Origin of the sequence: Promicromonospora sp. Marseille-Q5078 (genome assembly GCF_050315395.1) — a bacterium.
Taxonomy (GTDB): Bacteria; Actinomycetota; Actinomycetes; order Actinomycetales; family Cellulomonadaceae; genus Isoptericola.
In genome coordinates this window covers 2815648-2838241 of sequence record NZ_JBNPQG010000001.1, presented here as the reverse complement: position 1 = coordinate 2838241, position 22594 = coordinate 2815648, and the positions used below count along the sequence as shown (strand labels likewise).

The 22594-nt window shown below is 75.7% G+C and carries 19 protein-coding genes and 1 pseudogene; 9 read left to right on the top strand and 11 right to left on the bottom strand.

Annotated elements, in window-relative coordinates; translation table 11 throughout:
• The first annotated feature begins 62 nt into the window (after positions 1-62).
• Positions 63-2531, top strand: coding sequence for a glycogen/starch/alpha-glucan phosphorylase (locus ACQFYA_RS13270; protein ID WP_499124897.1), 2469 nt, complete (start codon positions 63-65; stop codon positions 2529-2531).
• A 27-nt stretch (positions 2532-2558) separates the two neighbouring features.
• On the opposite strand, the pseudogene ACQFYA_RS13265 reads toward ACQFYA_RS13270, so the two are convergent.
• Positions 2559-2854 (bottom strand): annotated as a pseudogene (locus ACQFYA_RS13265) (helicase HerA-like domain-containing protein); the annotation flags it as partial.
• A 101-nt stretch (positions 2855-2955) separates the two neighbouring features.
• Between ACQFYA_RS13265 and aztD the strand changes: the two are divergent.
• The 5 genes from aztD (at position 2956) to holA (ending at position 9926) form a co-directional block, all read left to right on the top strand.
• Positions 2956-4242 carry a zinc metallochaperone AztD gene (aztD, locus tag ACQFYA_RS13260; RefSeq protein ID WP_499124894.1) on the top strand — a complete coding sequence of 429 codons (1287 nt, stop codon included), beginning with the start codon at positions 2956-2958 and terminating at the stop codon, positions 4240-4242.
• A gap of 56 nt (positions 4243-4298) precedes the next feature.
• The gene (locus ACQFYA_RS13255) at positions 4299-5177 is read left to right on the top strand and encodes a DegV family protein (protein ID WP_499124891.1); all 879 of its coding nucleotides are present in this window, start codon (positions 4299-4301) and stop codon (positions 5175-5177) included.
• 82 nt (positions 5178-5259) lie between these two features.
• On the top strand, positions 5260-6282 hold the full coding sequence (locus ACQFYA_RS13250) for a ComEA family DNA-binding protein (RefSeq protein WP_499124889.1): 1023 nt from the start codon (positions 5260-5262) through the stop codon (positions 6280-6282).
• Positions 6279-8852 carry a ComEC/Rec2 family competence protein gene (locus tag ACQFYA_RS13245; RefSeq protein ID WP_499124887.1) on the top strand — a complete coding sequence of 858 codons (2574 nt, stop codon included), beginning with the start codon at positions 6279-6281 and terminating at the stop codon, positions 8850-8852. Before ACQFYA_RS13250 ends, ACQFYA_RS13245 begins: the two co-directional genes overlap by 4 nt.
• A gap of 132 nt (positions 8853-8984) precedes the next feature.
• Positions 8985-9926: a DNA polymerase III subunit delta gene (holA, locus tag ACQFYA_RS13240; RefSeq protein WP_499127534.1), complete on the top strand. Its 942-nt coding sequence runs from the start codon at positions 8985-8987 to the stop codon at positions 9924-9926.
• Between the two features lie 111 nt (positions 9927-10037).
• On the opposite strand, the gene rpsT is transcribed toward holA, so the two are convergent.
• The 5 genes from rpsT to ACQFYA_RS13215 form a co-directional block, all read right to left on the bottom strand.
• Entirely contained in the window at positions 10038-10298 is a 261-nt protein-coding gene (gene rpsT / locus ACQFYA_RS13235) for a 30S ribosomal protein S20 (protein ID WP_499124885.1), read from the bottom strand.
• Positions 10299-10519: 221 nt separating this feature from the next.
• Entirely contained in the window at positions 10520-11032 is a 513-nt protein-coding gene (locus tag ACQFYA_RS13230; RefSeq protein ID WP_499127533.1) for a type II toxin-antitoxin system PemK/MazF family toxin, read from the bottom strand.
• Between the two features lie 113 nt (positions 11033-11145).
• Complete coding sequence (locus ACQFYA_RS13225; RefSeq protein WP_499124883.1) at positions 11146-11955, bottom strand: alpha/beta fold hydrolase; 810 nt, start codon at positions 11953-11955, stop codon at positions 11146-11148.
• Positions 11956-12013: 58 nt separating this feature from the next.
• Positions 12014-12826, bottom strand: a complete 813-nt coding sequence (locus ACQFYA_RS13220) for a maleylpyruvate isomerase family mycothiol-dependent enzyme (RefSeq protein WP_499124881.1) — start codon at positions 12824-12826, stop codon at positions 12014-12016.
• Between the two features lie 20 nt (positions 12827-12846).
• The gene (locus tag ACQFYA_RS13215; protein WP_499124878.1) at positions 12847-13410 is read right to left on the bottom strand and encodes a DJ-1/PfpI/YhbO family deglycase/protease; all 564 of its coding nucleotides are present in this window, start codon (positions 13408-13410) and stop codon (positions 12847-12849) included.
• Positions 13411-13608: 198 nt separating this feature from the next.
• Between ACQFYA_RS13215 and lepA the strand changes: the two genes are divergently transcribed.
• Together lepA and hemW are read left to right on the top strand one after the other, a co-directional pair.
• Positions 13609-15483 (top strand): translation elongation factor 4, encoded by a 1875-nt coding sequence (lepA, locus tag ACQFYA_RS13210; protein ID WP_499124876.1) that lies wholly within the window; start codon positions 13609-13611, stop codon positions 15481-15483.
• Positions 15483-16748 (top strand): radical SAM family heme chaperone HemW, encoded by a 1266-nt coding sequence (gene hemW, locus ACQFYA_RS13205; protein WP_499124874.1) that lies wholly within the window; start codon positions 15483-15485, stop codon positions 16746-16748. Before lepA ends, hemW begins: the two co-directional genes overlap by 1 nt.
• A gap of 24 nt (positions 16749-16772) precedes the next feature.
• Here the strand turns inward: hemW and ACQFYA_RS13200 are convergent, their stop codons facing one another.
• Complete coding sequence (locus ACQFYA_RS13200; protein WP_499124871.1) at positions 16773-17054, bottom strand: DUF4870 domain-containing protein; 282 nt, start codon at positions 17052-17054, stop codon at positions 16773-16775.
• Between the two features lie 332 nt (positions 17055-17386).
• Here ACQFYA_RS13200 and ACQFYA_RS13195 point away from each other — a divergent pair, with 332 nt between their 5' ends.
• Positions 17387-17953, top strand: coding sequence for a DUF4282 domain-containing protein (locus tag ACQFYA_RS13195; protein WP_499124869.1), 567 nt, complete (start codon positions 17387-17389; stop codon positions 17951-17953).
• 14 nt (positions 17954-17967) lie between these two features.
• Here ACQFYA_RS13195 and ACQFYA_RS13190 read toward each other — a convergent pair whose 3' ends face one another.
• From ACQFYA_RS13190 to ACQFYA_RS13175, 4 genes are all read right to left on the bottom strand, one after another.
• The gene (locus ACQFYA_RS13190) at positions 17968-18849 is read right to left on the bottom strand and encodes a DUF3097 domain-containing protein (RefSeq protein ID WP_499124867.1); all 882 of its coding nucleotides are present in this window, start codon (positions 18847-18849) and stop codon (positions 17968-17970) included.
• Positions 18850-18944: 95 nt separating this feature from the next.
• Positions 18945-19139 (bottom strand): hypothetical protein, encoded by a 195-nt coding sequence (locus ACQFYA_RS13185; protein ID WP_499124865.1) that lies wholly within the window; start codon positions 19137-19139, stop codon positions 18945-18947.
• Between the two features lie 162 nt (positions 19140-19301).
• Entirely contained in the window at positions 19302-22136 is a 2835-nt protein-coding gene (locus tag ACQFYA_RS13180) for an ATP-binding protein (protein WP_499124862.1), read from the bottom strand.
• Between the two features lie 101 nt (positions 22137-22237).
• Complete coding sequence (locus tag ACQFYA_RS13175) at positions 22238-22444, bottom strand: hypothetical protein (protein WP_499124860.1); 207 nt, start codon at positions 22442-22444, stop codon at positions 22238-22240.
• Positions 22445-22594: the final 150 nt, after the last annotated feature.

Here is a 22594-nt window from a genome sequence, read left to right as displayed (position 1 = left end):
CACGGCGGAGGCCGGCGTCCCCACCACGGGACGCCGGCCGGCGGCGTGTGTAGTGTCGGGGCGTGACCGAGACCACGCCTCTGATCACCAGCCCGGAGCACTCCGTGGAGGGGTTCGTGCGCGAGTACCTGCGCGAGCTGAACTTCTCCCAGGGCACGATCCTGGAGCGGGCCACGACCAACGACCAGTACCTGGCGCTCGCGCGCACGGTGCGGCACTACCTGATGTCGCGGTGGATGCAGACCACCGTGAGCCAGTACCGCACGCAGGCCAAGGCGGTCGCCTACCTGTCGGCGGAGTACCTGCTGGGCCGCCAGCTCGACAACGCGCTCATCGCGACCGGGCTGGAGGAGGTCGCCGCGGAGGCGCTGGCGAGCCTCGGCCTGGACCTCGACGAGCTGCGCGCGGTGGAGGTCGAGCCGGGCCTCGGCAACGGCGGCCTCGGCCGGCTGGCGGCGTGCTTCGTCGACTCGCTCGCGACGATGAGCGTGCCCGCGATCGGGTACGGCATCCGGTACGAGTACGGCATCTTCCGGCAGACGTTCACGGACGGGCGGCAGGTCGAGGAGCCGGACAACTGGCTCGACAACGGCGCGCCGTGGGAGTTCGCGCACCCGGAGCACGAGGTGGCCGTCGGCTTCGGCGGCCGCACCGAGACCTTCACCGACGACGACGGCCGCGAGCGCACCCGCTGGCTGCCGGGCTGGCAGGTGCTCGGCGTCCCGTACAACTACATGGTGCCGGGGTACCGCAACGGCCGCGTCAACACGCTGCGGCTGTGGAGCGCGCGGGCCACGCACGCGTTCGACCTCAAGATCTTCAACTACGGCGACTACGCCGAGGCCGTGCGGTCGCAGACCTTCGCGGAGAACATCTCCAAGGTGCTGTACCCGGAGGACTCCACGCCGCAGGGCAAGGAGCTGCGGCTGCAGCAGCAGTACTTCTTCGTGGCGTGCTCCATCCGCGACTTCATCGACCAGCTGCTGCCGCCGGGCTTCGACCTGCACGACCTGCCCGACCGGATCGTCTTCCAGCTCAACGACACCCACCCCGTCATCGCGATCCCCGAGCTCATGCGGATCCTGGTGGACGAGCAGGGCTTCGACTGGGACGACGCGTGGCAGGTGACGCAGCGGTGCTTCGCGTACACGTGCCACACGCTGCTGCCGGAGGCGCTCGAGGTGTGGCCGGTGGAGCTGGTCGGGCGGCTGCTGCCGCGGCACCTGGAGATCATCTACCGGATCAACGACGAGTTCCTCGCGCAGGTGCGCGAGCGCTCCGGCGGTGATGAGCTGCTGGTGCGGCGCATGTCGATCATCGCGGAGCACCCCGAGCGGTCGGTGCGGATGGCGTACCTCGCCACCGTCGGCGGGTCCAAGGTCAACGGGGTCGCGGAGCTGCACTCCCAGCTGCTGCGCGACAAGGTGCTCGCCGACTTCGCCGACTACTGGCCGGAGAAGTTCACGAACGTCACGAACGGCGTCACGCCGCGGCGCTTCGTCAAGCTCGCGAACCCGGGGCTGTCCGGGCTGATCACCGAGGCGATCGGCGACGGGTGGGTCACCGACCTCGACCGGCTGCGTGAGCTCGAGCCCCTCGCCGACGACGCGGAGTTCCGGCGTCGCTTCCGGGAGGTCAAGGCGGCGAACAAGGACCGCCTGGTGTCCCTGCTCGCCACGCGCGACGGCATCGCGATCGACCCGGCCACGATGCTCGACGTCATGGTCAAGCGGCTGCACGAGTACAAGCGCCAGCTGCTCAAGCTGCTGCACGTCGTGACGCTGTACGACCGCATCACCGCCGGCGACCTCGCGGTCGACGACGTCACGCCGCGCACCGTGGTCTTCGGGGCGAAGGCCGCGCCGGGGTACGTGATGGCCAAGGAGATCATCGCGCTGATCAACCACGTGGGCGCGGTGGTCGGCGCGCACCCGGACGTCTCCCGGGTGCTGCGGATCGCGTTCCCGGCGAACTACAACGTCACCGTGGCCGAGACGCTCGTCCCCGCCGCCGACCTGTCGGAGCAGATCTCCCTGGCCGGCAAGGAGGCCTCCGGCACGGGGAACATGAAGTTCGCGCTCAACGGCGCGCTCACCATCGGCACCGACGACGGCGCGAACGTGGAGATCCGGCAGCTCGTGGGTGACGAGAACTTCTTCCTCTTCGGGCTCACGGAGCCCGAGGCGAGCGCCATCGCCGAGGCGGGCTACCGCCCGTCGACCTACTACGAGGAGAACCCGTCGCTGCGCCGCGCGCTGGACCTCGTCGCGCGCGGCACCTTCTCCGGCGGGGACCCGTCCGTCTTCGAGTCGGTCGTGTCCAACCTGCTCACGGAGGACCGGTTCATGGTGCTCGCGGACTACCAGGCCTACCTCGACGCCCAGGAGCGGGTCGAGCGGGCGTACGCCGACCCGGACGCCTGGAGCCGGTCCGCCGTGCTGAACGTGGCGCGCTCGGGCTTCTTCTCCTCGGACCGGTCGATGCGCGACTACCTCGACCGCATCTGGCACGCGGCCCCGCTCAGGTCCTGACGTCGGCGGCTCGGCCGTGCTCGGCGGTCAGCGCCGCCGGCGCGTGCCGAACACGGTGCGGGTGATCTCCCGCGCGTGCGTGGTGCCGACCGCGGTGAGGATCGTGTCCATCGGGCTGCGCGCGCTGCGGCCCGACGACGAGCGCGACGTCCGCCGGGTGGCGGGCTCCGCCCTGCGACGGGCCTGCTCGGCCTCCTTCTCGAGCTCGCCCGCGCCCGCACGCGCGTCCGGGAGACGGGCGTCGGGGTGAAGGCGCGCAGCGCGGGCTGCACGCGGTTGCCGAGTTGGGCGAGCACGTCGGCGGGGACGTCCTGGGGGGACTGTCACCGCATGTTGAGAACGGTTCTCACATCTGGTTCACTGATCGCACACATGAGAAGCGTTCTCATGTGCATATCTCGCGCCGTCGACCAGAGAGAGACGCATGCCTTCCCTGACCCGAACCTCCCGAGCCCGCCGCCGGTCGCGCCTTCCGGCCCTGGGGCTCGCCCTCGCCGTCCCCGTCACGCTTGCTGGCTGCGCCACGGACGAACCGGCCGCCGGCGACGCCTCGTCCGCGCCGGCGGAGACGGCGCCGGCCACGGAGGCCGCCGCGCCCACGGCGCGCCTGGCCGTCACCTACGACGGCGGCGTCGTCGTCCTCGACGCGCAGACGCTCGAGCAGGTCGCCGACCTCCCGCTCGAGGGCTTCACCCGCCTCAACCCCGCCGGCGACGGCCGGCACCTGCTGGCCTCCACCACGGGCGGCTTCCGGGCGCTCGACCTGGGTGCCTGGGCCGAGGCGCACGGCGACCACCACCACTACTGGACGGCCGAGCCACGCCTCACCGACGTCACGTACGCCGCCGAGGAGCCTGGCCACGTCGTCGTGCACGAGGGCCGCACCGTCCTCTTCGACGACGGGACGGGGCAGGTGCGCGTGCTGGACTCGGCGCACGTCGGCGAGGGGGAGGCGCCCGTGCGGGAGCTCACCGCTCCGTCGGCCCACCACGGCGTCGCCGTCGAGCTGAGCGACGACTCCCTGGTCGTCACGGAGGGCACCGAGGAGTCGCGGTCCGGGGCGCGCGTCCTGGACGCCGACGGTCACGAGGTCGCGGCCAGCGACGAGTGCCCCGGCGTGCACGGCGAGGCCGTCGCCGCCGACGAGGCCGTCGTCCTCGGGTGCGAGGACGGCGTGCTGGTCTACGCGGGCGGCGAGCTCACCAAGGTGGACGCGCCGGACGCCTACGGCCGCATCGGCAACCAGGCCGGGTCCGAGGCGTCGCCCGTCGTCCTCGGCGACTACAAGACGGACCCGGACGCCGAGCTGGAGGAGCCCACGCGCGTCTCGCTCGTCGACACGCGCACCGGCGAGCTCTCCCTCGTCGACCTGCCGTCCAGCTACACGTTCCGGTCGCTCGCCCGCGGCGACGACGGCGAGGCCCTGGTGCTCGGCACCGACGGCGCGCTGCACGTGATCGACCCCGAGAGCGGCGAGCTCGAGAAGTCCGTCCCCGTGCTCGACGCGTGGGAGGAGCCTCTCGAGTGGCAGGAGCCGCGCCCGGCGGTGCTCTCCCTCGACGGCTCGGTCTACGTCACGGACCCGGGCACCCGGTCGATCCACGCGGTGGACGTCGAGTCCGGCGAGGTGTGGAGGTCGGCGGAGCTCACCGTCGTGCCCAACGAGATCTCCGGGGTCTCGGGGAGCGCCGAGACGCACGACCACGGATGACGGGGCGACCGACGCCGTCGGGGCGCTCCCTGGCGGCGTCGGTAGACTCCCCGCCGATGCCCATCGATCCTCAGGCGGTCCGAGTCGTTACCGACTCGACCGCGTGCCTGCCCGCAGGCGACACCGGCGCCGGCGCGCCCGTCGTCGTCCCCCTCCGCGTCGTGTCGGGGGAGTCGTCGTGGCGCGAGGGGGTGGACATCACGCCGGAGGAGGTCGCCGCGCGGATCGCCGGCGGCGAGCGCCTCAGCACGTCGCAGCCCGCCCCGGCGGAGTTCTCCGCCGTCTACCGCGACCTGGCGGCGGACGGCGCCCGCGCGGTCGTGGCCGTGCACCTGTCGGGCGCCCTGTCCGGCACGTTCGAGGTGGCTGCCGGCACCGGTCAGCGCAGCATGATCCCGGTGCAGGCGGTCGACTCCCGCACCGTGGCCATGGGGCTCGGCTTCGCCGCGCAGGAGGCGGCACGGTGCGCCGCCGCCGGCCACGACGCCGCGGAGGTCGCCGCGCGGGCGCGCCAGGTGGCGGCGTCGAGCACGACCGTGTTCCTCGTGGACTCGCTCGACCACCTGCGCCGGGGCGGCAGGCTCTCGGCCCCGGCCGCCGCGCTCGGCACCGCCCTCGGCGTGCGACCGATCCTCACCGTGCGTGACGGGGGGATCGAGATGGCGCAGCGCGTGCGCACCCGGAGGGCCGCGATCGACCGGCTCGTCGAGCTGGCGCAGCGCAGCGCGGAGGGGTGCGAGCGACCGGGCGTGGCCGTCCACCACCTGGGTGTCCCGGACCGGGCGGCCGACCTCGCCGAGCGGCTGCGGGCGGGCACCGGCGCCGAGCCCGTCGTCACGCCCGTGAGCGCGGTGCTCGGGGCGCACGTCGGACCCGGGGCGCTCGCGGTCGTCGTCGCCGAGCTCGGCAGACACGACCACGCCGTCTCGCGCTGAGGAGCCTGCCCCCAGGACGGCGCCGTCCACAGAGCGCCCGGGGGCGCGCCGGCGGAGGGCGCCGCGCTCCTAACGTCGCGGCGTGACCACCACGCTGCCCCACGACCCCGCCGGCGCAGACGGCGTCTCGCCCGCCCGTCCCGAGGCTGATCCCGAGCCCGACACTGAGCCCGCCACGCCGCTCGACGAGGCCGCGGCACGGCTGCAGGCCTGGCACGCCGTCCGGGAGCACCGGGAGCCACCACCTGGCGGAGGACCAGCCCCCGGGGCGACAGGTGCACCGGCGCCCGCGGACGCCGACCCGGAGGAGGACGAGCTCGCCGCGCGTCTGCGCGCCCGTCGCTCCGCGCAGCACGTCGCGGCCGCATACACCGCGGCGCACGGGCACCCGCTCGCCGACCACGACGGCGGCGGCCGGCGGCGGTGGTCCCTCGGCCTGCGCGCGGCGGTCGTGGCGGCGGTCGTCGTGCTGCTCGTCGCGGTCGTCGCCGCAGTGGTGGCGACCGCACGCCCCGACGACGTCATCACCCTCGCCGGGAGCGAGGCCTCGCCCGCGTCGGCGGCCTCCGGACCGGCCCCGTCCGACCCGTCGTCCGCGCCGGAGCCGGAGCCCGCGGCGTCGGCGGCCGGGGTGGTCGTGGTGCACGTCGTGGGGGAGGTGCGCGAGCCGGGGCTGGTCACGGTGCCGACCGGGGCGCGGGTCGCCGACGCGGTGGCCGCGGCGGGCGGCGTCACGAAGCGCGCCGACGCCGCGGCGCTCAACCTCGCCCGCGCGGTGGTCGACGGCGAGCAGATCCGGGTGCCGCGGCCGGGGGAGCTGCCGCCGGAGGGGGACGGGGCGGCCACCCCGGACGGCACCACCGACGACGGCGTTGCCGGCGGCGCCGACGCGGGGTCGGCGGACCCGTCGGGCGGCCAGGTCGACCTCAACACGGCGGCGACCGCGGAGCTCGAGGAGCTGCCCGGGATCGGGCCGGCGCTGGCGGGGCGCATCATCGCGTGGCGCGACGAGAACGGGCCGTTCACCAGCGTCGACGAGCTGGACGAGGTCTCCGGGATCGGGCCGTCGGTGCTCGAGCAGGTCCGCGACCTGGTCCGGCTGTGAACGAGCCCGCGGCCCTCGCCGTCGCGGGGCCCGGACCGCGGCCGGACGACGACGCTCCCGCGCCTCGCCCGGGCGGCACGGGGCAACCGCCGCGCCGCGTGGACCTGCGCCTCGTGCCGGCCGCGCTCGTCGCGTGGGCGGCCGCCTGGCTGCTCACGGGGCCCGCGGCCTCGTGGGCGCCCGCGGTCGCGGTCGGCGCGCTGCTCGGTGCGGTGGCGGCCGGAGTCGCGGTGATTGGTGTCGTGGGCGCCGTGAGCAGCCGGCCGGCCGCGGGGTCCCGCGGACGACGGCGGCGGGCCGCAGGTGCCCACGCCGTGCTGGTGCTCGCCTGCCTCGCGGCCGTGGGGCTGGGGGTGCACGCCCAGACGGCGCGGCAGGCGCCGCTGCGGGAGCTGGCGGGCAGGGGCGCGCACGCGGAGCTCGTCGGACGCGTCGCGTCGGAGGCCCGGCCGGCGGTGTTCGGGGACGGCGTCCGCTGGGTCGTCGCCGTGGAGCAGGTCGCGGCGCGGGGCGTCGCGACCGGCAGCGCGGGCCTCGTCGAGGTGACGTCGGACGCGCCCGCCCCGCGCTACGGCGCCACCGTGGCCGTGAACGGCGTGCTGCGGCCGGTCCCGGTCGGTGACGGGCCGCTGGCGCGGCTCTCGGCGCCGGGCCCGGTGGCGGAGCGGGCGCCGCCGGGTGCCGTGCTGCGCGCGACCCACGCGCTGCGCTCGGCGCTGCTCGACGTCACGGAGCCGATGTCCCCGCAGGCGCGCGGCCTGGTGCCAGGCGTCGCGGTGGGCGACACGAGCCGCGTGCCCGCCGACGTGTCCGAGGCGATGCGCGCCACGAGCCTGACCCACGTGACCGCGGTCTCGGGCGGGCACTTCGCGATCGTCGTCGCCACGCTCACCGCGCTGTGCGCGCTGGCTCGCGCGCCCCGCGGGGTGCGGGTGGCGGTGGTGGCGGCCGCGGCCGGCGCCTTCGTGCTCCTGGTGCGCCCGGAGCCGAGCGTGCTCCGGGCGGCCTGGACGTGCGCGGCGGCCCTGCTCGGCCTCGCCCTCGGTCGGCCGTCGTCGGGCGCCCCGGCGCTCGCGGCCGCGGCGACGGTGCTCCTCGTCGTCGACCCGTGGCTGGCGCGCTCGTACGGGTTCGTCCTGTCGTGCGCCGCGACGGCGGGGCTCGTGCTCCTCGTCGGGCCGTTGGCCCGCCGGCTGGCGCCGTGGACCGGGCGTCCGGCGGCGTTCGCGCTCGCGGTGCCGTGGGCGGCCCAGGCCGCGTGCGGCCCGGTGCTCCTGCTGCTGGACCCGCACGTCCCGCTCGCCTCCGTGCCCGCCAACCTGCTGGCGACCCCGGCGCTGGTCCCGGCCACCGTGCTGGGCCTGGTCGCGACGCTGCTCGCGCCGTGGGCCCCGGGGCTCGCGCTCCCGGTCGCCTGGCTGGCGGGACTGGCCACGGGCTGGATCGCGGGCGTGGCCCAATGGCTCGCGGCCGTGCCGGGAGCGCGCCTGCCGTGGCCGGGGGGCCTCTGGGGCGCGGCCGCGCTGGCGCTGCTGACGGTGGCGGGCCTGGCCCTGGTGCTGCGCCGCCCGCCGGGTGCCGGGTGGCGGCGCGAGTGGCGCGAGGCCGCGCCCCGGGCGGTGCGGAGGGTGCGGAGGCGCGTCCGGCAGGCGACGGCACGGCACGGGCGCGTGCGGGTCGCGACCGCGGCGGGTCTGGCCGGCGTCGCGCTGCTCGCCGTCCTCGCGCTCACGGTGCCGCGCATCGCGGGCGCGGGCCACCGCGTGCCGGACGACTGGCAGGTCGCGGCCTGCGACGTCGGGCAGGGCGACGCGATGGTGGTGCGCACGGGCGCCACGTCGGGGATCGTCGTCGACGTGGGGCCGGACGGCGACGACGCCGGACGGTGCCTCGACCGGCTCGGCGTCACGACCGTCGACCTGCTCGTGCTGAGCCACTTCCACGCCGACCACGTGGGCGGGCTGACCGGGGTGCTGCGGGGGCGCGACGTGACCTCCGCGCTGGTCTCGCGCCTCGACGAGCCGGCGGCACAGGCCGCGGCCGTCCGGGCAGAGCTCGACGCCGCGGGGGTGCCCGTGCACGTCGCGGCCGCAGGTGACGCCGGGGAGGCGGGCACCGCCTCCTGGCAGGTGCTCGCCGCGTCCGGCCCCGGGCCGGGGACCGGCGGCGGGTCGGCGGGCGGCAGCGCCGAGGGAGACGGCGCGAACGGTGCGAGCGTCGCGCTCGAGGTGCGCACCGGCGGCGGGCTCGAGCTCGTCGCGCTGGGCGACCTGGAGGACGCGGGGCAGGACGCGCTGGCGGCCGTGCTGCGGAGGTCCGGTCAGGCGGCCGACGTCGACGTCGTCAAGATGGCGCACCACGGGTCGCGCTCGCAGTCGGCCGAGCTCGCGCACCTCCTCTCCCCGAGGGTGACGCTGGTGAGCGTCGGCGCCGACAACACCTACGGGCACCCGACGGACGACGCGCTGCAGCTGTACGCCTCGACGGGCTCTGCGCTGGTGCGCACGGACGAGTGCGGCACCGCGGCGCTCGTGCAGCGCGGCGCCGAGATCGGGCTGGCGTGCGGGTAGCCGGGTGCGGGCGGCGTCGGCGGTCCGTGGCAGGCTGGGGCCGGGCCCGACGCCTCCACCTCCCGCCCGTCCCGTTCCCCCCGCCGCGGCCGGCCCGCGGCGGCGAACAGCCGACCGTGGGACGACCCGACCCTGGCACCCGTCGTGCTGGTGCGCGGGCCGGAGGGGCTCCTCGCGGAGCGCGCCGTGGACGGCGTGGTGCACCTGGCGCGCGAGCGCGACCCCAGCACCGAGAAGGCCGAGCTCGACGGCGGCACGTACGGCGCCGGGCAGCTCGCGGTGGCGGCCAGCCCGTCGCTCTTCGGCGAGCCGAGCGTGGTCGTCGTGCGCGGGGCCGAGGGCGCCACCGAGGACCTCGTGGCCGACGTGGTCGCGTACGTCACCGCGCCCGACCCGGAGACGGTCGTCGTGGTGGTGCACGGCGGAGGTCAGCGCGGCAAGAAGATGCTCGACGCGATCACGGCCTCCGGCGCCCCGGTCCTCGAGTGCGACCCGATCACCAAGGACGCGGAGAAGGTCCAGTTCGTGACGGCGGAGTTCCGTGCGGCGCGTCGCCGGGCCGACGCCGCGGCGGTCCGGGCGCTCGTCGACGCGCTGGGCACCGACCTGCGGGAGCTCGCGTCGGCGTGCTCGCAGCTCGTGGCCGACACGACCGGGACGATCAGCGAGTCCGTGGTCGACCGCTACTACGGCGGCCGGGTCGAGGCCACCGGGTTCAAGGTGGCCGACGCCGCCGTGGCGGGCGACACGGGCGGCGCCGTCGCCCTCCTGCGCCACGCCCTCGCCACCGGCGCCGACCCCGTGCCGATCGTCGCGGCGCTCGCGCTGCGGCTGCGGACGCTGGCGCGGGTCGCGGCGATCCGGGGCGGGGCGGCCACGGCGCGCCAGCTCGGGCTGCAGGACTGGCAGGTGCGCAACGCCCAGCGGGACCTGTCGCGGTGGACGCCCGAGGGGCTCGCCACCGCCATCGGGGCGGTCGCCCAGGCCGACGCCGACGTCAAGGGCGGCGGCCGCGACCCGGTGTTCGCCGTCGAACGGGCCGTGCTGACCATCGCGCGCTCGCGCCGCGGCTGAGCGCGGCCCCGCCCGCGGCTGGGGCGGGACGCACGAAGGGCGCCGCACCCGGGGGTGCGGCGCCCTTCGGAGCCTTGCTTGTCCGCCGTCAGGCGGACGGAGCGCGACGACTCAGAGAGCCTCGACCGACTTCGCGATGGCCGACTTGCGGTTCGCGGCCTGGTTGGCGTGGATGACGCCCTTCGAGACAGCCTTGTCGAGCTTGCGCGAGGCGGCCTGCAGCGCGGTGCCGGCGGCCTCCTTGTCGCCCGCGGCGACGGCCTCGCGCACCTTGCGCACGTAGGTCTTCAGCTCAGACTTGACGGCCTTGTTGCGCAGGCGCGCCTTCTCGTTCGTCTTGATGCGCTTGATCTGGGACTTGATGTTTGCCACGTGTGTACTTCCTGGTGTGTTCGCCTGCCGGCGAGCGGATAGGTCGTAGAGGGCGGCCACAGCTCCGGGACTGGGGTGGGGAACCCGTGGAGAGGAACTGCGGCGGTGCCCGCCGACCTGGGCGGACACGCAAACATCAACGATAGCAGAGGGCATCGACCCGGTTCACCCCGTGCGGCAGGCGGACCTGTGAGATGCGCTGCGGTACGCGGAAGCAGGGATCAGCGGCGGGCGTCCCGCATCGCGCGGGCGACCCGGTCGAACGTGCGGCGGTCCATGACGGCGCCCTCGCGGCGCACGGCCTGCGGGGCGACGCGGACCACACGGTCGAGGCGCACCTCGCTCGGGCGGCCCCGGGAGTCCCATCCGCCCGCGCCGACGTCCATCCAGAGGCGCCCGTACCGGGCCTCCTGGGCGGCGTCCCGGTCGTGGTCCTGGCTGGTGAGCTGCAGCGCGAGCAGCCACGGGCCGTCGCGCCCCACCAGCAGCACCGGCCGGTCCTTGCCGCGGGCGTGGTCCTCCTCGTACGGCACCCAGGTCCACACGACCTCGCCCGGGTCCGGCGCGCCGTCGGGGCGCGGGGAGTAGGCGGGGCGGACGTCGCCGGTGAAGTCGCCGGGGTAGGCGCCGCCGGTCGCGGGGGCAGGCCGGGCCGGGGCCGGGCGCCCGCCGCGGGTGCGGGAGGTGGAGGACGGTCGCGACGACGGCCTCGTCGCCGACCGCAGCACGTCCATCAGCAGGTTCAGCCATCGGTTCGCCACGGCCGACAGCCTAGGCGAGGCGCCCGGCGGTGCGCGGTGGTCCGGGCGCGCGGGACCGTCGCAGTCGGTCGGCAGGCAGCCCGCGGTCAGTCGAGGACGAACCGCGCCAGGCGGGCCGCCATCGCCTCGGGCTCCCAGGAGTGCTCGGCGCCCGCCACGGTCTCGGCGGTGCCGTCCGGGACGGCGTCGGCCAGGAGCCGGGCCGCCTCCGGCATGCCGGGGAAGGTGTCCGTGCCGGTCATGGCGAGCAGCGGCACGTCGAGCCCGGCGAACCCGCCGTCCTCCAGGGCTCGCGTCGCCCACGCGAGCGCCTGCGCGTCGGCCCGCTGCGACACGACCGACGCCGCGAGCGCCGGCCAGTCCGGCGACGCCTTGGCCCCGGCCAGCCACTCGGGCGGCATGTCCTTCATGAAGTGCTCGGTGGCGCCCTCGAGGTCGCCGGCGTCGGTGCGCCGCTCGATCTCCGCCGCCCACGCCCCGGTCTCGTCGGCCCCGAGCTCCAGCGGCGCCTCCCACAGGGCGAGACCGGTGACCGGCAGCCCGGCGGTGGCCGCGCGCAGCGAGATCGCACAACCCGACGAGTGCCCGCACAGCACGGCGGGCCCGCTCGCGACGTCGATCGCGGCCGCGAGGGCGTCCAGCTCACGGCCCAGGTCGAGCCGCCCGGTGGCGGGGGAGTCGCCGCGGCCGAGCCGGTCGAACACGACGGTCGTGACGCCCGCGTCGGCGAGGAGCTCGGCCGTGCGGGTCGTGATCGGGTCGACGGCCCGGAACGGCCCGGCGCCGGCGACGAACACCACCGCCGGGCCGGTGCCGCGCAGGTCGTAGGTCACGCGGTCGCCGCCTGCCGTGGTGGCGGTGCCCGTGACGGACGGGGTCGTGGGTTCGTGGCTCATGGCGGGTGGACCGGACGGTCCGCGCGGACTCATCGGCGACCGGGGCGCAGGGGTCTTCTCAGGGCACCAAGGGCTGGGCGAGCGCGCGACGCACCGCGGCGTGGTCGCCGGTGATCGCGGCGCCCGCCTCCTCGGGCGTCAGCCGGCCCCACAGCAGCAGCGCGAGGCCGTGCGCGGGGGCGGCGAGCACGGCGTCCGGCGCGCCGGCGTCCCGGTCGGGGGCGCCCAGGGTCCACGACCAGCCGAGGTCGGTCGCCACGACGCGGACGGCGTCGCGCAGCGGCGCCATCCGGCCGAGGCGCACCTGCCGGGGCTGGAACATCGTCACCACCTCGTCGACGGCGTCGGCCCAGACCGCGGGCTCGACGGCCACCGCGCCGAGGGTGCCGGTGGCGGAGCCGAGGCGGGCCGCGTGCAGGTCGTGCAGGTGCACGAGCGTCTCGTGGACCTGCCGCCGCCGCCAGAACGACGCCGGCCCGTCGCCGACGAGCGTCTTCGCCGCGCCGTCGGGCCCGGCGAGGTCGAGCGTCGACCGCAGGTCCGCGGCGTGCCGGGCGTAGAGCCCCGCGAGCGCGGCCGCGCCACCGTCGGGCTCGGGCAGGTCGTCCGAACGCGTCGGGTCGCCCACGGCCATGCCGGCCGCCCAGTGGTGCACGCCCGCGAGGTGGACGACGAGCTCGCGCGCCCGCCAGTCGCCGCACGCAGGCACGCGGGCGGCGGGGTCGGTGTCGGGGACCGTCGCGGCGAACTCGTCCTGGAGGCGGGCGAGCAGGGCGAGGAGGTCGGGCTCGCGCCCGCCGTCGGTGCGGCGCCCGGTGCGCGGGTCGACCTCGGGCCGCAGCGGTGCGAGGGGATCGGGCTCGGTCGGCATGGCGCCGAGGCTAGCGCCCGTCAGGCCCCCAGGACCGCGTCGACCTGCCCGAGGAAGTCGTCCAGGTCGCCCGGGTTGCGGGACGTCACCACGGGGAACCCGGCGGACTCGTCGCGCACCACGGACCGGTCCACCCACGTGCCGCCGGCGTTGCGGACGTCGGTCGCCAGGGACGGGTACGAGGTGAGCGTCGCGCCCCGCACGCAGTCGGCCTCGACCAGGGCCCACGGGCCGTGGCAGATGGCGGCGACCGGCCGCCCGCTGCGTGCCACGTCCCGCACGATGCGGACGGCGGCGTCCTGGAGCCGCAGCGTGTCCGCGTTGATGGTGCCGCCCGGCACCAGCAGCAGGTCGAACCCGCCCGCGTCGACGGCGTCGTAGGTCGTGTCGGAAGGGACGCTGCGCCCCGGGTCCTTGTCGCCGACGAGCGTGCGCACCTCGCCCGGCTCGTTCGACGCGACGACCACCTCCGCACCCGCGCCGCGCAGGTGCTCGAGCGGCACCACCAGCTCGTCCTGCTCGACGCCGTAGCTCGTCACGATCGCCAACACCCGCTTCCCGGTCAGGTCGGCGGCGTCAGTCATGTCAGGCTCCTCTCGTCGCTGGGGTCGATCTCGCAGGGTGGACCACGCCGGGCTGACCACCGCGAGCGGGCACGACCGTAGGCACGCGCGGGCGGTGCACGCACCCGGGCGGGCGTCGCACCGGCTCGTGGGACAATGACCGGGCCGCGTCACCACCGACGACACCCACCCCAGCGACCCTGACGGAGCGAGATCGCGTTGCCCATCCCTGGACCCGCGCTCAGTGCGCGCATCGAGCCGAACGCCACGGCGCCCGAGCTCATCCGCAACTTCTGCATCATCGCGCACATCGACCACGGCAAGTCGACGCTCGCCGACCGGATGCTGCAGCTCACGGGCGTCGTCGAGCCGCGGGCCATGCGTGCGCAGTACCTCGACCGGATGGACATCGAGCGCGAGCGCGGCATCACGATCAAGTCGCAGGCCGTGCGGATGCCGTGGCAGCTGGGCGACCAGGCGCACGCGCTCAACATGATCGACACGCCCGGGCACGTCGACTTCACGTACGAGGTCTCCCGCTCCCTCGCGGCCTGCGAGGGCGCCGTCCTGCTGGTGGACGCCGCCCAGGGCATCGAGGCGCAGACGCTCGCCAACCTGTACCTGGCGATGGAGAACGACCTCGAGATCATCCCGGTCCTCAACAAGATCGACCTGCCCGCCGCGCAGCCGGAGAAGTACGCCGAGGAGCTCGCGAACCTGGTGGGCGGCGACCCCGCGGACGTGCTCAAGGTGAGCGGCAAGACCGGCGCGGGCGTCGAGGCGCTGCTCGACCGGATCGTCGAGCGCATCCCGGCCCCGGTCGGCGATGCCGACGCCCCGGCCCGCGCGATGATCTTCGACTCCGTCTACGACACCTACCGCGGCGTGGTGACCTACGTGCGCGTGGTGGACGGCAGCCTCAGCCCGCGCGAGCGCGTCGTCATGATGTCGACGCGCGCCACGCACGAGCTGCTCGAGATCGGCGTCATCTCGCCCGAGCCGATCACCACGAAGGGACTCGGCGTCGGCGAGGTCGGCTACCTCATCACGGGCGTGAAGGACGTGCGCCAGTCGAAGGTCGGCGACACCGTCACGAACGCGGGCAAGCCGGCGGGCGACGCGCTCGGCGGGTACAGCGACCCGAAGCCGATGGTGTTCTCCGGCCTCTACCCCGTGGACGGCTCCGACTACCCCGCGCTGCGCGACGCGCTGGACAAGCTCAAGCTCAACGACGCGGCGCTCAACTACGAGCCCGAGACGTCGGTGGCGCTCGGCTTCGGGTTCCGCGTCGGCTTCCTCGGGCTGCTGCACCTGGAGATCGTCCGCGAGCGGCTCGAGCGCGAGTTCGACCTGGACCTCATCTCGACCGCGCCGAACGTCGTCTACGACGTCACGCTCGAGGACGGCACCCCGGTCAAGGTGACGAACCCGTCCGAGTTCCCCGTGGGCAAGATCAAGGAGGTCCGCGAGCCCGTGGTGCGCGCGACCATCCTCGCGCCGAGCGAGTTCGTCGGCACCGTCATGGGCCTGTGCAACGACCGCCGCGGGCAGATGCTCGGCATGGACTACCTGTCCGAGGACCGCGTCGAGCTGCGCTTCACGCTGCCGCTGGCCGAGATCGTGTTCGACTTCTTCGACCACCTCAAGTCCCGCACCCGCGGCTACGCGTCGCTGGACTACGAGCCCGCGGGCGACCAGGCGGCCGACCTCGTCAAGGTCGACATCCTGCTGCAGGGCGACCAGGTGGACGCGTTCAGCGCCATCGTGCACCGGGAGAAGGCCTACGACTACGGCGTCATGATGACGGCGAAGCTCAAGGAGATCATCCCGCGCCAGCAGTTCGAGGTGCCGATCCAGGCGGCCGTCGGCGCGCGCGTGATCGCCCGCGAGACGGTGCGCGCCATGCGCAAGGACGTGCTCGCCAAGTGCTACGGCGGCGACATCAGCCGCAAGCGCAAGCTGCTCGAGAAGCAGAAGGAGGGCAAGAAGCGCATGAAGAACATCGGGTCCGTCGAGGTCCCGAAGGACGCCTTCATCGCGGCCCTGTCCTCCGACGGCGCGGGCGGCAAGGAGACCAAGGACAAGAAGAAGTAGTGCCCGCCCTGCCTGACGGCGAGGCGGTCCCCGCCGACGGCGCGCTGCCCTTCTCGCTGGTCGAGCCTGTCGCCCTTCGACAGGCTCAGGAGCCGCGGCCGTTCGGCGTCTACGTGCACGTGCCGTTCTGCTCGGTGCGCTGCGGCTACTGCGACTTCAACACCTACACGGCGTCCGAGCTGGGCGGCGGCGCGAACCAGGCGGCGTACGCGACGACGGCGCTGCGCGAGGTCGGCCTGGCCGCGCGCGTGCTCGACGACGCGGGCCTGGGGTCGCGGCCGGTGTCCACCGTGTTCTTCGGCGGCGGCACGCCCACGATGCTGCCGGCCACCGACCTGGCGCGGGTGCTGCGCGGCGTCGACGACGCGTGGGGCCTGGCCGACGGCGCCGAGGTGACCACCGAGGCCAACCCGGACTCGGTGACGCCGGAGTCGCTGCGGGTGCTGGCCGACGCCGGGTTCACCCGGGTCTCGTTCGGCATGCAGTCGGCCGTGCCGCACGTGCTGGCCACGCTCGAGCGCACCCACGACCCGCGGCGTGTCCCCGACGCCGTCGCGTGGGCGCGGGACGCGGGCCTCGACGTCTCGCTCGACCTCATCTACGGCACGCCGGGGGAGTCGCTCGACGACTGGCGGGCGTCCCTCGAGGCGGTGCTGGCCACCGGCGTCGACCACGTGTCCGCGTACGCGCTCGTCGTCGAGCCAGGCACCAAGATGCACGCGCAGGTGCGCCGCGGCGAGCTCGCCATGCCCGACGAGGACGACCAGGCCGCGAAGTACGAGCTGGCCGACGACCTCCTCACCGACGCCGGCCTGGGCTGGTACGAGGTGAGCAACTGGGCGCGCGGCCCCGAGCACGCGTGCCGGCACAACCTCGCGTACTGGCGCGGCGACGACTGGTGGGGGATCGGCCCCGGCGCGCACTCCTACGTGGCCGGGCCCGCCGGCGGCGAGCACGCCGGCGTGCGCTGGTGGAACGTCAAGCACCCGCGGCGGTACGCGGCGCTGCTGGAGGACGGCGCGTCGCCCGGCGCGGGGCGCGAGCTGCTCACGCCCGCGCAGGCGCAGCTGGAGCGCGTGCTGCTCGGGGTGCGGGTGCGCGAGGGCCTGGACGTCGACGCGCTCGACCCGTCCCGCCGCACGGCCGTGGCCGGGCTGGTGGCGCGCGGCCTGGTGGACGGCGTCGCCGCCGTGCGCGGGCGGGTCGTCCTCACGCGCCGCGGCCGGCTCCTGGCCGACACCGTCGTGCGCGAGCTCACCCCCTGACACGCTCGTTGCGAGCCGAAGGCGTCAGGTGACGATGCGGATGTTGATCGGGTAGCGGTACGGCTCGTGCCGGTTGACGGCGACCGCGGCGATGATGCCGAAGACGATCGACGCGATCCAGATGGCGGGCAGGATGACGAACCCGATGACCACGAAGATCGTGATCCAGCCGATCACGTAGCCGATCAGCAGCGTGATCTGGAAGTTCAGCGACTCCTTGGCCTGGTCGGCGACGTAGGCGCTGCGGTCGCGCAGGAACAGCCAGACCAGCAGCGGCGTGAGGAAGCCGAGGAGCCCGAGGCTCACCAGCGACAGCACCGGCGGCCCCAGGTGCGCGACGATCGCCCAGGTGCGCTCGTCGTCCGGCGTGAGCGGTCGGGGCCCGTACCCGTACGGGGGCTGGCCGCCGTAGGGGGCTGGCCGTACGGGGGCTGGCCGCCGTGGGGCGGCTGGCCCGGGGGAGGCCCGGCCGGGGGCTGCTGCGGCGGGGGTCCGTACGGCGGCTGGCTCATGGGGCCATCCTCCCGCATCTGTGGTGGTCACGTGCGGTGGCGGCGCCCTTCGGGTGCGGCCAGAGTGGGGGCGGGAGGGCGAGCCCTGCCGGTGCGTCAGCCCTGGACGACTCAGGAGGAACGACGATGAGCGAGAACACGCCGCAGCAGCCCGGCGACCCGCAGCAGCCGCCGCACCAGCCCCCGTACCAGGCGCCGCAGCAGGGCGGTCAGCCCGCCCCGCCCTCTGGCCGGCACCCGGCCGGCCCGCCGCCCCACGGCGGTCAGCCGCCGTACGGCGACCAGGACTACGCGCAGGCGCGGCAGCCGTACGAGGGGCAGATGCCGGACCCCGGCATGTACCCCGGCTACGAGTACCCGCCGGACCGGTCGGCGGCGTCGCTCGCGCCGGCGGGGCACTCCAGCAGCTTCCTCAGCGCCATGTTCGACTACTCGTTCGGCCGGTACATCACGCCCAGCGTGGTGAAGGTCGTCTACATCATCGTGACGGTGCTGGTCGCGCTGGCCTGGCTCGCCGGGATCGCCGCCGCGTTCCAGGCGTCCGTCTGGGCAGGGATCCTCTACCTGGCGTTCGGGTGGATCATCGCGCTCGTGTACCTGGCGGTCGCGCGCATCACCCTGGAGTTCTTCATGGCCGTCATCTCGGTCTCGGAGAAGGTCAACGCGTACGCGAAGCGTGACGGCATCTCCTGACCTGCGACAGGTGGTCAGGCGGTGACGAAGTCGATCAGCTCCTCGACCCGGCCCAGCAGGGCCGGGTCGAGGTCGCGGTAGTCGCGCACCGTCCGCAGGATCCGCTGCCAGGCCCGTCCGACGTCCTCCGTGGACGTCGCCGGCCAGCCCAGCTCGCGCAGGATCCCGCGCTTCCACTCCGTGCCGCGCTCGATCGTGGGCCACGACGCCAGGCCCAGCCGCTCCGCCTTCACGGCCTGCCACACGTCCACGTACGGGTGGCCCAGCACCAGCACGGTGCCGCGGGGCACACGCCGCAGCGCGTCGTCGGCCAGCCGCCGTTCCTTCGAGCCGGGCACCAGGTGGTCCACGAGCACGCCCACCCGGCGCTCCGCCGTCGGGACGAACTCCGCCAGGGCGTCGGCGAGGTTGTCCACGCCGTCGAGCAGCTCGACCACCACGCCCTCGACGCGCAGGTCGTCGCCCCACACCTTCTCGACCAGCTCGGCGTCGTGCTTGCCCTCCACCCAGATGCGGCTGCCGCGCGCCACGCGCGCCCGCTGCTCGTGCACCGCGACCGAGCCCGACGCCGTGCGGGCCGGGCGCTCGGGGGCGCGGCTCGTCACCGGTGCGGTGAGCTCGACGGGCTTGCCGTCCACCCAGAACCCGGGGCCGAGCGGGAACGACCGGGTACGGCCGTCGCGGCCCTCGAGGACCACCAGATGGATCCCGCCGGACTTCTCCACCCGCACCACGGCGCCGACCCACCCGGTGGTGACCTCCTCGACCACGAGCCCGTGGTCGGCCGCCTGGGGCCGGGAGACCGGCCGGCGGCGGTGGTGGGCGGAGCCGGCCGGCGCCCCGGGGACGCCGGAGCCGGCGGAGGACAGGACGTCGGAGCCGTAGCGGTCGTGCACGGCGGTGAGCCTACGGTCGGGCCCCGGCGGTCGTGGCCCGACACGCGGCACGCGCCGGACGGGGGCCGGTCGGTGGCCGGTCGCGGGACGGTCGGTCAGGCGTGGCGCGGCAGCTGCAGCAGGACGGTGGCGCGGCGGCGCCGCGGCTGCTGGGGCGCCGGGAGCGAGGCGTCGTCCCGGATCGCGCGGCGGGCGACGCGGAGCTCGTGCGAGAGCCGCCGCAGCGTGACCTCGCGCTCGAGCTCCGCCTGACGTCGCTCGAAGAGCATGTCGTACACGTTCGCATCCATGATGTCCTCCAGACGGGCCGCCTCGGCGGCCGGGCGCGGACCGGGTGGCCCGCCGCGTCCGCCCGCACCATGGCGGGGACGCTGTCACGGCCTAGGGAGGTGGCCCCGCCGCGGTCCGTACACGCCTGCTCCGGGCATGTGTACAGGTGCCCCGCCGAAAGGTCAGGGCCGGTCGGTGCGGGCCACGACGGCGGCCTCGGTCCGGCTGGCGACCCCGAGCTTGCGGAGGATCGCGGAGACGTGCACGGAGGCCGTCTTGCGGCTGATGTACAGCCGCTCGGCGATCTGTCCGTTCGTCAGCCCCTCGGCCACGAGGGCGAGCACCTGCCGCTCGCGGTCGGTGAGGGCCCGGTCGCCCGACGGGCGGCGGACGGCGCGGGCGAGGCCCGCGCCCTCGGCCAGCGACCGCGCCTGGTCGGCGACGAGGCCGCAGCCGATGGCCTCCGCGGCGGACACCGCGTCGTCGAGGCGGTCCCGGGCCGTGGCACGGTCGCCCGCCGCCAGCAGCGACGCGCCGTCCCGGTAGAGCGCGTAGGGGCGCAGGTGCGCCGGGCCGTCCGCCGCGGCGACGGCCTCCCACGACCCGTCGCCGAGCTCGGCGGCGAACACCGCCGCCCACGTCGGGTACGTCGGCCACACGGTGCAGGTCGCGAGCGCCTCCCGGTAGGGCGCGACGTCGACCGTGCGCCCGGCGGACCGGGCGCGGTCGAGCACGCGCGCGGCGACGGCGAGCAGGGTCAGGCGGTAGAAGGGCGAGAGGGCGTCCTGGTCGATCGCGAGGGTGATCAGGTCGAGCGCGTCGTCCAGGTCGTCGCGCAGGAGCGCGAGCTCCGCCAGCGTCCCCGCGACGCGTGCGCGGATCTGCTCCTCGACCCGACCGAAGCGCTGCCACGTGGCGCGGTGCACGCGGGCCCGCGCCTGGGCCGCCTCGACGTCGCCGCGCCACATCGTGAGCCAGGTCCACCGCTCGCCGAGGTAGACGGCGTAGTCGCTCAGGTCGATGAGCGGCACCGACCGCTCGTACCAGGCCTCGGCGTCGGCCCAGCGGCCGAGCCCGATCCAGGCCTCGGCGACGTTCCCCTCGAGCATGGACCGGGTGGCCCAGCCGGCGCCGAGCGACCGCGCGAGCCGGGCGCCCGTCTCGGCCAGCTGCTCCGCCTGCGCGGGGTCCCCGAGCTTGAGCCAGCTGTCCGACGCGTTCGTGTAGTAGTGGCACTGGGCGCGCCAGTCGTCGCCCGCCACCTGGTGGGAGCGCCGGAGCTCGTCGAGGGCGTCGAGGTCCCCGGCGTTGAGCCGGCTCATCGCGCGGAGGTTGATGGCGAGCGAGGCGTTCTGCGCGTCGCCGGCCTCCGTCGCGGAGGCGAGGGCCGCGTCCGCGGAGGCGATCGCCTCGTCGTCGCGCCGGTCCATCATCGCGTTGCGGGCCTTGAGCCGCAGCAGCGGCGCACGCCCCGCGTGGTCGTCGGAGGGCAGCAGCGCGAGCGCCTCGTCGAGGAGGTGGTCGGACCGCGGGTCGCCCGCCTTGCCCAGGATGTGCGCCAGCGTGGACAGGGCCAGCGCGCGCCCGGCCGGGTCGTCGACGGGCCACTCGTCCACCGCCTCCCGCGCCAGCCCCGCCGCGCGGTCGATCTGGGCGGCGTCCTGGAGCGCGACCGACACGTGGCGCAGCAGCGCCGCACGGTGCAGCCCGACGACGCGCTCGGCGTCCGGGACCAGGTCCCACAGCTCGAGAGCACGCTCGCCCGCGGCGACCGCCGTGGACGTGGCGCCGTCGGGCTCGACGGAGGTGACGACCTCGACCGCGGACGCGAGCGCGCGGTCGGGCACGCGGGCCCGCCACCAGTGGTCGGCCGCGGCCGCGATGCGGGCGAGGGTGCGGTCGCCCTCCTCGAGCGCACCCGCGCACGCCGCGTGCAGGCGGCGCGCCTCGCCGGGCAGCAGCTCGGCGTCGACGGCCTCCTGCATGAGGGCGTGCCGGAAGCGGTAGCCGTCCGCCTCGGCGACGAGCACGTGGGCGTCCACCGCCTCGCGGGCGGACTCCTCGGCGCCGTCGAGGCCGGAGGCGCCCAGCATGGCCGTGAGCAGCTCGTGCGGCGCGTGGTGGCCGGCGGCCGCCACGGTGCGGCAGAAGGTACGGGCGGGGCCGCTGAGACTGGAGTACCGCAGGAGCAGCAGGTCCCGCAGGGAGTCCGGCATCGCGTCGCCGGCGAAGTCCGCGAGCTCCTCGGCGTAGAACGGCACGCCCTCGGCGCGTTCGACCAGCTCGCTGAGCACCGTGCCCGGGAGCGCGGGCGCGCTGCTGCGCGACGAGATCAGGGTCGTGACGAGGCGGGTGGCGTCGGCGGGGCCGAGGCGCGGCACGTCCACGCGGGTCGCGAGCCGCGACCGCTCGAGCTCGGCCAGGGTGGTGCGCAGGGGGTGGCGCCGCCCGACGTCGTCGCTGCGGTAGGTGGCGACCACGAGCATCGTCGCGCGGGGCGCGGAGCGGGCGAGCCGGGCGAGGACGGTCCGGGTCACGTCGTCCGACCAGTGCATGTCCTCCAGCACGACGACGACGGCGCGGTCGGCGGCGAGGGCTGACAGCAGGTCGACCAGCACCTCGGGCAGCCGACCCGAGTCCACGTCGCGTCGCACGGCCACGAGGCTCGGGGCGAGTGTGCCGAGCGCGTCGGCGGCGGGGCCGGCCGCGTCGAGGGTCGCCTGGGGGCCCAGGGCGTCCACGACGTCCGCCAGGACGCCCGCGAGGGCGACGTAGGGCAGCGGCCCCGAGCCGGAGTCGGCGCACTGCCCCTGCAGCACCAGGGGCGCGCCGTCGCCGGGGTTCGCGGCGAGGCCGCCGAGGAACTCGGTGACGAGGCGGGTCTTGCCGATGCCCGCCTCTCCGCCGAGGACGACCACGCCGCCGGCGCCGCCGCGCGCGTGCGCGAACGCCTCGCGCAGGGAGTCGAGCTCGGCAGCGCGGCCGACCAGCGGCGACGGGGTGGAGAGGGTGGGCACACCGTCATCGTGCCAGCCCGGGCCGGCGGACGCGGTCGCCGGAGGCCCGGCCTCGGCGACGCTCGTGGCGGGGGCCGCCGGGCCCGCGCTCGTGCCGCCGCTCACTGGGGCCAGGGCCGGACGAGGCCGCCGGGCAGCTCCCACGGCCGGCGCTGCGCGCGCCGGCGCCGCGCCGCCGCACGGCGGCGGGCACGAAGCTCCCGGCGGGTGCGCGCCGGTGCCGTCCGGGACTCCTCCGCCCGGGGCAGCGCCCGCTCGAGCTCGGCCTGGCGGGCGAGGAACTCGTCGTAGTACAGGTACTCGTTCATCACGGATCTCCTTCGCCGGGGCCCCGATGGCCGCCGGTGGTCCCACCCTCGGCTCCTGAGGTACGGGGGCGGATCGGTCAGGTGCCGGATCTTCGCCGCGCGGGGTGCCTCAGACGGCGCGGGAGTACCTCAGGCGGCGCCGCCTCGCGC